Source organism: Streptomyces sp. NPDC058000 (assembly GCF_042886435.1).
In the GTDB taxonomy this organism is placed as follows: Bacteria; Actinomycetota; Actinomycetes; order Streptomycetales; family Streptomycetaceae; genus Streptomyces.
Genome location: NZ_JBHVQS010000003.1, coordinates 141919 through 154793 on the forward strand (window position 1 = coordinate 141919; position 12875 = coordinate 154793).

The 12875-nt window shown below is 72.2% G+C and carries 13 protein-coding genes; 4 read left to right on the forward strand and 9 right to left on the reverse strand.

Annotation, left to right across the window (positions count from 1 at the left end; genetic code table 11):
- Positions 1-145 precede the first annotated feature (145 nt).
- The 6 genes from ACFVT2_RS05445 to ACFVT2_RS05470 all read right to left on the reverse strand — a co-directional run bounded on the left by ACFVT2_RS05445 (position 146) and on the right by ACFVT2_RS05470 (position 5279).
- The gene (locus ACFVT2_RS05445; RefSeq protein WP_390012482.1) at positions 146-1093 is read right to left on the reverse strand and encodes a GNAT family N-acetyltransferase; all 948 of its coding nucleotides are present in this window, start codon (positions 1091-1093) and stop codon (positions 146-148) included.
- 236 nt (positions 1094-1329) lie between these two features.
- Entirely contained in the window at positions 1330-2286 is a 957-nt protein-coding gene (locus ACFVT2_RS05450) for an alcohol dehydrogenase catalytic domain-containing protein (RefSeq protein ID WP_390012484.1), read from the reverse strand.
- Positions 2287-2437: 151 nt separating this feature from the next.
- On the reverse strand, positions 2438-3604 hold the full coding sequence (locus tag ACFVT2_RS05455; RefSeq protein WP_390012486.1) for a serine hydrolase domain-containing protein: 1167 nt from the start codon (positions 3602-3604) through the stop codon (positions 2438-2440).
- A 216-nt stretch (positions 3605-3820) separates the two neighbouring features.
- Complete coding sequence (locus ACFVT2_RS05460; RefSeq protein ID WP_390012488.1) at positions 3821-4252, reverse strand: PPOX class F420-dependent oxidoreductase; 432 nt, start codon at positions 4250-4252, stop codon at positions 3821-3823.
- Positions 4253-4381: 129 nt separating this feature from the next.
- Positions 4382-4795, reverse strand: a complete 414-nt coding sequence (locus ACFVT2_RS05465) for a thiol-disulfide oxidoreductase DCC family protein (RefSeq protein ID WP_390012490.1) — start codon at positions 4793-4795, stop codon at positions 4382-4384.
- 97 nt (positions 4796-4892) lie between these two features.
- Complete coding sequence (locus ACFVT2_RS05470; protein ID WP_390012492.1) at positions 4893-5279, reverse strand: DUF5997 family protein; 387 nt, start codon at positions 5277-5279, stop codon at positions 4893-4895.
- Between the two features lie 70 nt (positions 5280-5349).
- Between ACFVT2_RS05470 and ACFVT2_RS05475 the strand changes: the two genes are divergently transcribed.
- Positions 5350-6126: a LysR family substrate-binding domain-containing protein gene (locus ACFVT2_RS05475; RefSeq protein WP_390012494.1), complete on the forward strand. Its 777-nt coding sequence runs from the start codon at positions 5350-5352 to the stop codon at positions 6124-6126.
- A gap of 21 nt (positions 6127-6147) precedes the next feature.
- Here the strand turns inward: ACFVT2_RS05475 and ACFVT2_RS05480 are convergent, their stop codons facing one another.
- A complete protein-coding gene (locus ACFVT2_RS05480) occupies positions 6148-7146 on the reverse strand; it encodes a chitinase (RefSeq protein WP_390012729.1) in 999 nt (332 codons plus the stop codon).
- A gap of 204 nt (positions 7147-7350) precedes the next feature.
- Positions 7351-7980 (reverse strand): TetR/AcrR family transcriptional regulator, encoded by a 630-nt coding sequence (locus tag ACFVT2_RS05485; protein WP_390012496.1) that lies wholly within the window; start codon positions 7978-7980, stop codon positions 7351-7353.
- Positions 7981-8177: 197 nt separating this feature from the next.
- Between ACFVT2_RS05485 and ACFVT2_RS05490 the strand changes: the two genes are divergently transcribed.
- The 3 genes from ACFVT2_RS05490 (at position 8178) to ACFVT2_RS05500 (ending at position 12196) form a co-directional block, all read left to right on the forward strand.
- Positions 8178-8984, forward strand: a complete 807-nt coding sequence (locus ACFVT2_RS05490) for a class II aldolase/adducin family protein (protein ID WP_390012498.1) — start codon at positions 8178-8180, stop codon at positions 8982-8984.
- An 84-nt stretch (positions 8985-9068) separates the two neighbouring features.
- Positions 9069-10355 carry an MFS transporter gene (locus ACFVT2_RS05495; protein ID WP_390012500.1) on the forward strand — a complete coding sequence of 429 codons (1287 nt, stop codon included), beginning with the start codon at positions 9069-9071 and terminating at the stop codon, positions 10353-10355.
- Between the two features lie 152 nt (positions 10356-10507).
- Entirely contained in the window at positions 10508-12196 is a 1689-nt protein-coding gene (locus ACFVT2_RS05500) for an amidohydrolase (protein ID WP_390012502.1), read from the forward strand.
- 62 nt (positions 12197-12258) lie between these two features.
- On the opposite strand, the gene ACFVT2_RS05505 is transcribed toward ACFVT2_RS05500, so the two are convergent.
- Positions 12259-12804: a GNAT family N-acetyltransferase gene (locus ACFVT2_RS05505; protein WP_390012731.1), complete on the reverse strand. Its 546-nt coding sequence runs from the start codon at positions 12802-12804 to the stop codon at positions 12259-12261.
- Between the last annotated feature and the right edge of the window lie 71 nt (positions 12805-12875).

Here is a 12875-nt window from a genome sequence, read left to right on the forward strand (position 1 = left end):
TGCGCCGCGACCCGGGCGAGTGCGCCGCAGCCCGGGGGAGGGGAACCCGGTCACCCGCAGCCGGCGTCCGGATGTTCCCAGGGCGTCTGTGTGAAGTACCCGGCCCGGCGAGCGGCCGCTTCGGCCGCCGAAGGTCTCATCGGCCCTAGCCCCCGGCCTTGACGAGCGGCGCGTCGCGCGTGAACTTCCGGAACCCGACGCTGTAGTACAGCCCGCGCGCCTGGGGATGCCCCGGCGCACCCAGGCAGGCGACCGTCATGTGAAGGGCCCCGGCCTCCCGCGCCAGATGCATCCCGTGCAGCAGCATCGCCCTGCCCAGCCCGAGCCGCCGGTAGTCCGGATGCGTTCCGACCGGCTCGAACTCGGCGGTCTTGTTCGCCTCGTCGAGCCACATGATCGTCGATGCGGCCATCGTTCCGTCCGGCGCCTCCACCAGGACGTGCAGGTCGCCGCGGTACGGCGGGGTCCGCCGGACGCCCTCGTAGGACACGGCTGTGTACGGTGACGGAGCCCAGGCGTCCACATGGGCCTGGACCGCGGCCCGCGGCCCGGCCTCGTCGGCGGTGCGGAACCGGAATCCGTCCGGCAGCACCGGCCGTTCCAGGTCGTTGAGGTCCCGCTCATTGAGTTGAGTCCAGGAGCCGGTGTCGCCGAGCGCGGCCGGATCGGTCTCATAGCCGTGCGCCGCCCATCGCTTCAGGGCGAACTCGTCGGCGGCCTGCGGCATCACGGTGCGCCCGATGCCGACCGCCACACCGTCGTACCAGTCGATCACCTCGTCCACCAGCCCGGCGTGCTCGGGATGGACCTGATACGCCAGATAGGCGCTGGTGACGTCCTTCACCGATCCGTCGCCCCGCCTCACCTGGTGCGGCAGACAGGCCCAGCCCCACGCGACCAACTCGGCACCGGAGAACCACAGTCGACGCAGCCAGCTCTCGCCGTCGCACGCGTGCCCTTTGCCCCAGATCCAGGCCAGCTCTCCGTACGACGCATCGCTGTTCACCAGGTCGGGACGGACGGCCGTAACCCGCTGCGCCAGGCCCTGCATGAGCTGCACGTCCGCAGCAGTCACGAGCTCGGAGTCATCCATGGTGCGCCACTGTGCCAGGGCTCCGCGAAGCCATCGAACTCTTTTCCCGGGGCGGAGGAGCACAGCAGCCAGCGGCGCAACGCGCAGCCGGATCCCGCCCGCGAAACGCCATGACTATTCGTCAGACACGGCTCAGCCGACTGGGTTTCGGCACGGTCGCCCGTGCTGTGTCTGCACTCGGCCGGATTCGGTACCGCCGTGGCCCTGAGCCCGTGAAACCACCGGGCGTAGTGCCATCAGGGCACCATGATGACCTTGCCGAACTTCCCCGGACCGGCCAGCCGGGCGTAGGCGTCGGAGTAACGGTCCAGTTGGAAGGCCGCGTCGACGGGCACCCGCAGCCGGCCCTCGGCCAGCAGCGGGACGACACCTGTGCGCACCGCGGCGGCGAGAAGCGCCTTCTCCGAGTGGGAGCGGCCTCGAATGGTGGTGCCGATCAGCTGGGCGCGCGCAAGCATCAGGTCGAACATGCGCAAGGGGGCCACCGACCCGCCCTGGACCCCCACGACGAGGATCCTCCCCCGAGGGCGCAACAGTTCAACCCGCCGCAAGCAGTCCTCCCCGCCGACCAGTTCGACGACGATGTCGTACGGCGCCGCTCCGCCCTCCTGGCCCGGGACCACCACCTCCACGCTGCTGCCGGCGGGTGCAAGTTCCTTGATTCGGACGTGTAGTTCGGGCCGGCGCACGCTCGCCACGACATGGGCGCCGGAAGCGGCGGACACCTGCACCATGGCCGTACCGACCCCGCCCGCAGCCCCGGTGACCAGAACCCGATCTCCTGCGCGGACCCCCGCTTGGATGACCAGTGCGTCCCAGGCGGTGCTGAACGCCTCCGGGAAACCTGCCGCCTCCCGCCAGGACAACCCCGCAGGTATCGGGAGCAGCAAGTCGGCGGGCACCACGATCCTCTCGGCGTGGCCGCCGCCACCCACGAGGGCCATGACCCGGTCGCCGACGCCCACTCCCGTGACCCCCGCACCGACCTGCTCGACCTCACCGGCGATCTCCAGCCCGGGGATGTCGGCCGGCCAACCTGGTGGCGCCGGGTAGTCACCCCGGGCCTGCTGGAGGTCAGCCGCGTTGAGCCCTGCGGCATGGACCCGCACTGCCACCAGGCCGGGCCCGGCCACCGGATCAGCGCGCCGCTCAAGCCGGAACGCGCCCTCGCCGTCGATCACCACTGCTCGCATGATCGCGAATCTACTCTCCCGCCCCGGCACGACAGTTGGGGCCTCCCCCCGCCGAGCCGTACCAATGTGGCCTTCGCTTCCGAGACCGAGACCGAGACCGAGACTGCGGCAGGCGGGTTCTCCCAACTGAGGGAAGTGACGCCTGGCGCCATCAGTGTCGATTCATGAGCGAACGGGCCGGGCTCGGCGGGGAATCCGGCCCCCGCGTGCACAAGGTGGTGTCCAGGAGGGGCTGCGCATGGTCGGGGGTCTTGGGGGTGGGCGTGGGGTCGGCGGTGACGGCGACCGTGACGGCGCGGCCGTCTGTGGTGACGCCGGTGCGGGTGCGGTAGCCGGGGATGTCACCGCCGTGGCCCCACATCAGGCCGCCGCAGCTCAACGGCGTGCTGACCAGCCCGAGTCCGTACCGGGCGCCGGGCCACAGACCGGACTCTGCCGGGACGGTGCGGCGCATCTCGGCGAGCTGCGCGGGGCGCAGGAGCCGACCGCCGAGCAGGGCGGTGAAGAAGCGGTTCAAGTCGCTTGGGGTGGAGACGAGTTGGCCGGCGGACCAGGCCCAGTCGGGGTCCAGCTCCGTGACGTCGGTCAGTGGCCCGCCGGGCTTCGACGGGTAGTAGCCCTCGGGGTGAGCCTCCCGGATGCGCTCGTCGCCCACACCGGGGAAGGCGGTGTGGCGCAGCCCGATGCGGTCGATCACCCGCTGGGTGATCTGTTCGGCCAGCGGGCGGCCGATGACCTTCTCGATGAGCAGACCGGCCAGGAGGTAGTTGGTGTTGCTGTACGACCAGCGCGTCCCGGGGGCGAACAGCGCCTTGTGCGCCAGTGCCAGGTCGAGCAGGGTGCGTGGCGCGACGTACGTGTGGCGGTAAGTGCTGAAGTCGCCCAGGAATTCTGTGTAGTTGGGCAATCCGCTGGTGTGCTGGAGCAACTGGCGTACCGTGATGCGGCGTCCGTCGATGCCCTCGCCCCGCACCAGCTTCGGAAGGTAGCGCTCGATGGGCGCGTCGAGCGCCACCTTGCCTTCGCCGACCAGTTGCAGGACGACCGTGGCGGTGAACGCCTTGGTGTTGCTCCCCGCCCGCACCTGCCCGTCGACAGGCACCTTCGCCCCGGTCGTCAAGTCCGCCACGCCTGCGGTGTAGTTGTGGGTACGCCCGTCCCGGCCGGTGGTGGCGGCCAGCGCGGCGGGGAACCGGTCCTCCTGCACCAGGCGGTGCAGGCCCTGTCGGACGACCTCACCGGAGGAGCCACGGGCTTGCGCGGCCGGCGTGGGCAGCGTGCTGCTCACGGCCAGCGCGGCGGCCGTCACCGTCACCATCGCGACCCCCCGCCGCCCGGACCATGACGATGCGCGGAACCGCCGAGACTGATGAGCACGATCGGACATGAGACCCCTCCTGGTGCAACCCGCCGGCCACATGGGAAATCCGGACCTGCTCAGCCTGCACCCGCGATGCCCGCCGCTCCATCCGGGCAGCGGGCCCGTCTGATGTGGGGATAGCCCCCGGCCCCGGGGCGACCTCGTTCGGGTCCGTCAGCGGAGCTTGGCGCCGTACACGTGCTCCACCGTCATCGTCATGAGCACCCTGCGGTCGGACACCATCGCCGCTCGGTACTCGTCCCAGTCCGGGTGCTCGCCGGCGGCGCGACGGTAGTAGCGCACCAGCGCCTCGACCTCGGGGCCGTGCGGGTCGGTGCCCGGGCCGATGAGCGTCGCCGTGCCCTCGGCGGTCGCCCAGGCCCAGCCGTCGGCGCTGGTGACCTCCAGCGCGGCCCGCGGGTCCCGCCGCAGATTGGCCGTCTTGGCCCGTCCCTCAGTCATCGAGACGTGGAGGACATCGGCCTCCTGGTCGTAGAAGGGCATGACGGGGGAGAGCTGTGGGCGGCCGTCCGCCTTGAGCGTGGCGAGCACGCCGAGCCGGCTCTGTGCGAGGAGGGCACGCGGGTCGAACGGGGTAGCGGTCATGTCTGGGGAAGGCCCGGCCGCCGCCGACTATTCCCGGGGCGGCGACGCCACCGCCGGCCGGCCGGTGGACGGGACCGGTGTCCTGTGGTGGAGGGGGTCAGGTTGCCGGCAGCGGGAGCCGCGGGGCGGTCAAGAGCCCGAGGTCGGGCGGCTGTTGGCCGGGAGGGCGCAGGCCGGGGTACCACCGGGCATGCGGTGGCGGTTGGTGGCGATCAGGCGGTAGGCGGCGTGGGCGAGCCAGCGCACCGGGGGGAGGGTGAGGACGGCGCCCGCGACGGACCAGGGGCCGCCCGCGCCGAGCAGGAGCTTGGCGACGGCCTGGGCGCCGCCGTGGACCGTTCCCGTCGGGGTGATCCACAGCACCTCGTGTTCGGCGCGCTCCTGGGTGACCCCGAGTTCGTCCAGGTCCGTGAACTGCCAGGCGGTGATCCGGCAGCGGGGCCGGAGGTACCGCTCGGCGAAGTTCACGGAGGTGGTGCAGAAGCCGCAGTCGCCGTCGTAGACGAGTACGGGTCGGGTCCTCGGGGTCCTCGGGGTGGTCATGTGCCCATCATGGCGGAGTGGGGCGTTGCCGAGTGTGAGGGGGGTTGACGGTCGGTTGTGAGGGCGGCGGGGAGGGTCGCCCGCCGTTGCGGGGTGGTTACGCCTCGTCCTCGGTGCGCTTCTGCTCCTTGAGGCGGGCCGATTCCTTGCGGACCTCGGCCTGGGTGGCGCGCTCCTTCTGGAGCCACTCGGGGTTCTCCGTCTTCAGCGCGTCGATCTGCTCCGTGGTGAGGGCGTCGCTGACGCCGGCACGGGCGAGGCCGGAGATGGAGACGCCCAGCTTCGCCGCGACCACCGGTCGGGGGTGGGGGCCGTTGCGCCGCAGCTCGCGCAGCCACTCGGGCGGGTCCGCCTGGAGAGCGTTGAGCTCGCTGCGGGAGACGGCGCCCTCCTGGAATTCTGCGGGGGTGGCCTGGAGGTACACACCCAGCTTCTTTGCCGCAGTGGCGGGCTTCATCGTCTGGGCGGTCTGGTGCGACTTCATGACTCCAGGGTATCGAGCGTGCGCACCACCTCTGACCACGGCCTCCGGCCGCGGCGGGTAACCTGGCGGGGTGACAGGCTCGGAAGCATCCCCTTCGTTCCGGCTCGCGTATGTACCCGGAGTGACACCCGCCAAGTGGGTGCGGATCTGGAACGAGCGCCTGCCGGACGCCCCGCTCACCCTCCTCCAGGTGTCGGCCACCGAGGCCGCCGACGCCCTGCGGGACGGTGGCGCCGATGCGGGTTTCCTGCGGCTGCCGGTCGACCGGACGGATCTCAGCGCGATCCCGCTCTACACCGAGACGTCGGTGGTCGTGGTGCCCAAGGACCACCTCGTGGCCGCCTTCGAGGAGGTGACCGCGGAGGACCTCGCCGACGAGATCGTGCTGCACCCGCTCGACGACACCCTGGACTGGGCACAGCTGCCGGGCCGGCCCGCGATCGAGCGTCCCGCCACGACCCCGGACGCCCTCGAGCTGGTGGCGGCCGGCGTGGGGCTGCTGGTCGTCCCGCAGTCGCTCGCGCGGCTGTACCACCGGCGGGACCTCACCTACCGGCCGATCACCGGCACCCCGCAGTCCCGGGTCGCGCTGTCGTGGCGCGAGGACCGGACCACCGACCAGGTGGAGGACTTCATCGGGATCGTCCGCGGGCGGACGGTGAACAGCTCCCGGGGCCGCCGCCCGGACGAGGAGACCAAGCAGAAGCCGTCCGGCAAGAAGGAGCAGCCGTCCGGCAAGGGGGGCGGGGCGACGCGGGGGAAGGCGCCGGCCGCGCGGGGACAGCGGCGCGGCGCCGGTGCGTCCAAGGACGGGGGCCGGCGCGGTCGGCCGCGCCGGCGGTCGTAGCACCCTGCGGACGCCGGGGGCTCAGCGTCCCTGGGCGGCCTTGACGTTGTCACCGAAGGTCCACCCCTTCGCGCCGTCCCAGTTGAGGGACCAGGTCATCAGGCCCTTCAGGCCGTTGTGGTAGGTGTTCCACGCCTGGGACACCAGGCCCGGTGAGAGGTAGCCGCCGCCCGCGCCCGGCTGGGCGGGCAGGCCGGGTACCTGCTTGTCGTAGGGGACCTTGATGGTGGTGCCCTGGACGGTCAGGCCCTTGTCGAGGCAGTCGGTCTGCCGGGTGAAGCCCTCGACCGTGCCGGCCTCGTAGGAGTCGCCGGAACACCCGTACATGCTGCCGTTGTAGTACTGCATGTTCAGCCACCACAGGCGGCCGTTGTCGGCGTACTTCTTGATGATCGGCAGGTAGGCGCCCCAGATCGACCCGTAGGTCACGCTGCCGCCGGTGACGTAGGCGGTCTCGGGGGCCATCGTCAGGCCGAAGCCCGCGGGCATCTGGGCGAGGATGCCGTCGATGATGCGGATGAGGTTGGACTGCGAGGGCGACAGCTGGTTGATGTTGCCGCTGCCGCTGAGACCGGTCTCGATGTCGATGTCGATGCCGTCGAAGTTGTACTTCTTGAGGAGCGGTACGACCGTCGCGACGAAACGGTCGGCCACCGCGGTGGAGTTGAGGTCGATACCGGCCGTGGCGCCGCCGATGGACATCAGGATCGTGGCCCCGTCGCTCTTGGCCTGGCACATCTCGGCCGGCGTCGGCACCTTCACCGTCGCGTCCATGCCGTCCTCCCAGAGGGCGGTGCCGTCCGAGCGGATGACGGGGAACGCCGCGTTGAGGACGTTGTAGCCGTGGGCGCCGATCCGGGGGTCGGTGATCGGTGTCCAGCCGAACGGCGGGTGGACGCCGTTCGCCGCGCCGTCCCAGTTCTCCCAGTACCCCTGGAGGACCTTGCCGGTGGGCTTCGACTTCACGGCGCAGGTGTCGCTCCGGGGCGCGGCGGTGGCGGGTGCCGCGGCGCCCAGCATCGGTAGGAGGCAGGCGGCCGCCAGGCCGGCTTTCAGCAGACGCGCTATCCGACCGGTCACGCTGTGCTCCCTTCGCGCCATGACGGGGCGTCGGTGGCGGGGAATCGGGGGGTGGTGCGCACACCGTAGATTGGTCCATACCATTCGTCAATGGGTAGGGACCGTGCGGGAGTTGGGGCGGGAGGGGTTCGTTCGCCGGGGGGCTCAGGAGTCCGTGCGGCGGGTGCGGCGGGCCCGGGAGACGGCGTGGACCAGCAGTGGGAGATAGGTGCCGGGGAGCTCGTCCGGGGGGAGGCGGTCCGGTTCGACGAGGCTCTGCGCGAGGGAGCCCTCGTGGAGGGCGGTGACCAGGCGGGCGAGGGAGTCGAGGTCGACGGTGGGGCGTCGTCCCAGTCGGTCGAAGAGGGCGGCCAGCAGTCGGGCGATCTCCTCGCGGAGGCGGCGGTCGTGCTCGGCGAGCGTGCGGGCCGTGTCGGGGTGCCGGATGGCGTGGAGCGTGAACTCCGTCGACAGCAGGTACCAGCGGCGCTCGGTCTCGTCCAGCGCGCTGGTGCGGGTGATCAGCGTGCGCAGCGGGTCCTCGGTGTCCTGCATCTCGTCGACCGCCGCGGCCAGTCGCTCGACCACGCGCCGGGCGTGCAGGTCGAAGAGCGCGAAGAACAGCTCTTCCTTGGTCCGGTAGTTGGAGTAGAACGCCCCGCGGGTGAGGCCGGCGCGGTCGCAGATCTCCTCGATGGAGGCGCCGTGGAAGCCGCGGTCGGCGAAGGTCTCCTGCGCCGCGTCGAGCAGCCGCGCGGTGGTCTGCGGGCGGCGCTTGGTCGGTCCCTTGGGCAACGCATCCCTCCACAGGCATTGACACGTCGACGTGACCCCGCTCACGATACAGCACCGTATGCGATACGGATTCGTATCCGATACGACCTGTATTGCATACGGATTCGGACTCCTTGCCCGCCGCATACCGCCGCATACCGCGCCGTGCCGGGGTGTCCCGAACGTCCTGGCCCTGACGCCCTTTCAGGAGGCGACCGATGGAGACCATCCCCGACGCACCGCACCCAGGACTGGGGCCGACACCGCCCGGATTCCAGGTGTCGCTCCCGCCCACCTTCGACTCCGTGGCGGACGAGCGGCTGCACCGCAAACGCGAACTCGCCGCCGCCTTCCGGTTGTTCGGCGCGTTCGGCTTCTCGGAGGGGGTGGCGGGTCACATCACCGCACGGGACCCGGAGCACCCCGACCGGTTCTGGGTGAACCCCTTCGGGACGAGCTTCCGGCAGATCAAGGTCTCCGACCTGATCCTCGTCGACCACACCGGCACGGTCGTCGAGGGCGACCGACCGGTCAACCGCGCGGCCTTCTGCATCCACTCCGAGGTGCACCGGGCCCGCCCGGACGCGGTGGCCGCCGCGCACGCCCACTCCCTGCACGGCAAGGCGTTCGCCACACTGCGCCGCCGCCTCGACCCGCTCACCCAGGACGCCTGCGCGTTCTTCGAGGACCACGGCCTGTACGAGGACTTCCGCGGCGTCGTCAACGACACCGAGGAGGGCCGGCGGATCGCGACCGCCCTCGGCCCGCACAAGGCCGTTGTCCTCGCCAACCACGGGCTGCTGACGGTCGGTCGGAGCGTGGCCGAGGCGGCCTGGTGGTTCCTCACGATGGAGCGGTCCTGTCAGGCGCAGCTGCTGGCCATGGCCGCAGGCACCCCGCACGCCATCGACCGGGAGACCGCCCTTCAGGTACGGGAGCAGATCGGCAGCCCGCTGTCCGGGTGGTTCCAGTTCCGGCCGCTGTGGGACCAGATCACCGCGGAGCAGCCGGATCTCTTCGACTGAGCCGGGGTCACGGCCCGGCCGCACCCTCCGCAGCCCGCGGGGCCGGGCCGCCGCCCGGCACCGGCCACCGCAGAGAGGAAGCCCGTGTCCGCCTTCCGCCCTCCCCGCGCCGCCGCGGCGCAGCTGAACCCCGCGGCCCGGACCACCGTGGCGCTGCTGTTCGCCGCCTGGTTCGTCGACTACCTCGACCGGCTGGCCATCACCTTCGTCCTGCCGTCGATCGGCAAGGAGTTCGGCCTCGACCTCGGCCAGCAGGGGCTGGTCATCTCCGTGTTCTTCGTCGCCTACGCCGCGAGCCAGCTCCCCGGCGGCATGCTCGCCGATCGGTTCGGCGCCAAACGGGTCACCTGCTGGGCACTGCTGATCTGGTCCCTCTTCACCGCCCTGACCGGACTGTCCTGGTCGTTCGCCGCGCTCCTGGTGGTGCGCTTCACCTTCGGAGTGGCCGAGGGCATCTTCCCGCCCGCCTCGGCCAAGGCGCTGGTCGAGCGGACCACGGTCGCCGAACGCATGGGCGCGCAGGGGATCGTCATGAGCGCCAGCGCCGTCGCGTCCGTCGTGGCGCCGCTCGCGGTCGCACCGCTGGCCGCCGCCGTCGGCTGGCGGTCCTCGTTCTTCACGATCGCGCTGGCGGGGGGCGTCGTCTACGCGGCGGTGCGGATGTGGCTGCCGGGCCCGCGGGACCGCAGCGGGGCCGGCGGACGGCCCGCCGCCGCGGCCCCGGTCCGCGCGGTGCTCCGGACCGGCGTGCTGTGGCGCTTCGCCCTGATGATGTCCGGCTACGGCGCGATCGCCTGGGGCCTGACCACCTGGGTCCCGTCCTACTTGAGCGAACAGCCGGGCGTGTCCGGGGTCTTCGCCGGGTTGCTGATGGCACTCCCGGCGCTCGGCGCGGCCCTCGCCACCGTATGGGGCGGCCGGCTGGCGGACCGGTACGAGGGCCGCCACCGCAAGGTGATCGTGCCCGCGATGTCGGTGGCCGCGCCCGCACTGCTGCTGATGGCGTGGGCGCCCGGCCCGGTGGGCGCCCTCGTCTTCGCGACCGTCGCGATCTTCGCCGCCGCGCTGTGCTACATGCCGATCATGGCCGTGCCGCTGCGCAGCTTCGCCCCGGAGGAGAGCGGCATCGGCAGCGCCGTGGTCGTCTTCGGCGGGCAACTCGCCGGGGTGATCGCACCACCCCTGTTGGGCCTGATCGCCCAGACCTGGTCCTTCCGCGTGGCCTTCGCCTTCCTCGCCCTGGGCCCGGTGCTGACCGGGCTCGTCGCCCTCATCACCCCGCAGGACACCGCCTCGTACCTGGCCGCGGCCGCCCGGCAGCGCGGTCGCCGGACGGGCGCATCCACGGGTCCTAAGACAGAGCTTTCGTGAGGCGGAGGCTTCGTGCGGCGGAACCCCCGTGGCGCGGAGCAGCCGTGAGCGGATCCTTCGTGGCGCAGAGCCCCCGCGAAGCCGAATCCCCGCGGCGCGAACCTTCGTGGCGCGATCCTTCGTGGCGCGCCGGAGAGAGGAGCCCCCACCTCATGGCACGACAGCAGGAGGGCGACAGCACCATGCCGCATCCCCCGACCCTGATCCTCACCGGCGGGCCGGTCCTCACCATGGACCCGGCCGCGCCCGAGGCCGAGGCCCTGGCCGTCGGTGCCGACGGCAGCATCGTCGCCGTCGGCACGGCCCCAGACGTACTGGCGCTGCGCGCCCCCAGCACCGAGGTCGTGGACCTCAACGGGCAGGCCCTGCTGCCCGGTTTCATCGAGGCGCACGGCCACCCCACGCTGATGGGGCTGGCCGTCGGCCCGCCCGCCCTGGACGTCCGCCCCTTCACGGTGCCCGGCGGACGCGAGGTCCACGAACTGATCCGCGCCGCCGTGGCCGCCAACCCCGGCGCACCGGTGGCCGCCTACGGGCTCGACCTGCTGCTGCAACGCGATCTGCCGCTGCCCACCAGGGAGTTGCTCGACCGGCTGTCCCCGGAGGCACCCCTGGTGGTGGTCGCCAACAGTGGGCACGCCGCCTACGGCAACACCGCCGCGCTGCGCGTCGCCGGGATCACGGCCGGCACCCCGGACCCCGCGGGCGCACGCTTCGTCCGCGACGCCTCCGGGGAGCCGACCGGCGAAGCCCGGGAAAGCGGCGCCGTGCTGGCCCTGATGCACGTCGTAGGCGGTGACCGGACGGTGGAACCGGCGGTCGGTGCCGCGCTTGACTGGGCGTTCTCCGAACATGCCCGGGCCGGGATCACCACCGCCACCGAGATGGCGGCCGAACCCCGGATGGTCCCGGCACTGCGCGCCGCCACCGGCCGCCCGGACGCCGCGCTGCGCCTGCGCGCGTACCTCATCAGCACCCCGGAACTGGCCGCGGACCCGGACCACCGGTTCCCCGGACACGCCCCCGCCCGCGAACTGTTCGGGATCTCCGGGATGAAACTGTGGGCCGACGGCACCCCGTGGCAGGGCAGCATCGCCACCAGCTTCCCGTTCCGGGACAACGACGCGACGCTCCGCATCGGCCTCGACCACTGCACCCACGGGCCCATGAACTACCACCCCCGCCAACTCGCCGACCTGGCCACCGCGTTCACCGCCCAAGGCTTCCCCGTGGCCTGCCACGTCCACGGCGACGTCACCGTCGAGGCGGTGCTCGCCGCGTACGCGCAGGCCGCGGCGGGCGACCCGGAACGGCTGCGGGGACTGCGGCCGCGGCTGGAACACTGCGGCGCGGTCACTGCGGACCAGTACCGCCGTGCCGCCGAACTGGGCGCCACCGTCAGCCTCTTCATGGACCACGTCCGCTGGTGGGGGGACGTGCTGGCGGACGACCTGTTCGGTCCGGAGGTGGCCGCCCGGTGGATGGCGGTCCGCTCGGCGTGGGACGCGGGGCACCGCGTCTCGCTGCACAACGACGGCGTCTGCTCACCGACCGACCCGCTCTCCAGTATTGCCACCGCCCTGACCCGCCGGAGCCACCCCAGCGGGCGGGTCCACGGCACCACCGAGCGCCTGACCATTGAGGAGGCGCTGCGCGCGGTCACCGCCAACCCGGCCTGGCAACTCCACCTGGAGGACGAGATAGGCATGCTCCGCACCGGGATGCGCGCCGACCTCGTGGTCCTGACCCGCGATCCGCGCACCGTCCGCGCCGCCGCGTTCCGGGAGGAGGTCCGGGTGGCCGCCACCTACCTCGGCGGGCGTCCCACCTGGACGGGCTGAACCCCGCGGCTCATAGGGGCGGGGGGCCTCGCGTCGTCGGGGGACCGGCCCGAACCGGCCCCCTAACGGTGCGTCAACCACTCCTCGCGGGTCAGCGCGTACTCCACATCGCCGTGTTCGTCGCCCTCCACCCGGTACGGCCACTCCTCGAAGTAGGTGCGGGCGTAGGCGAGTCCGCACTTCTCCATCACGCGGCGGGAGGCCGCGTTGACGTACATGGTGTTCGCCGTGATCCGGTCGTAGCCCAGTTCGCCGAAGCCCTTCCCGATGAGGGCCAGCGCGCCTTCGGTGGCGAGCCCCCGGCCCCAGGCGGCCTTGCGCAGGCGGTATCCCAGCTCGGCCGAGCGCCCCGGGCCGCCGTCGTACGGTTGCAGGCAGTGCCAGCCGAGGAACTCGCCGGTGGCGCGCAGCTGCGTGGCCCAGAAGCCGCCCGGCAGCATCCGCGCGAAGGACTCGGCGCGGATCTCGGCCCGGGTCATCGGGCGGCCTCCGGTGATGTACCGCATCACCTGCGGGTCGCTGTCGAGTTCCACCATCAGATCGAGGTCGGCCTCGGTGTCGGTGAACGGCCGGAGGGCCAGGCGGGGGGTCGTCAGGTACGTCTCCATGGGGTGATGCTCAACGGGGCGGACCGGCTCCGCCAGCCAATTACGGGGGAGCGGACGGGGCAGGGGGCGGG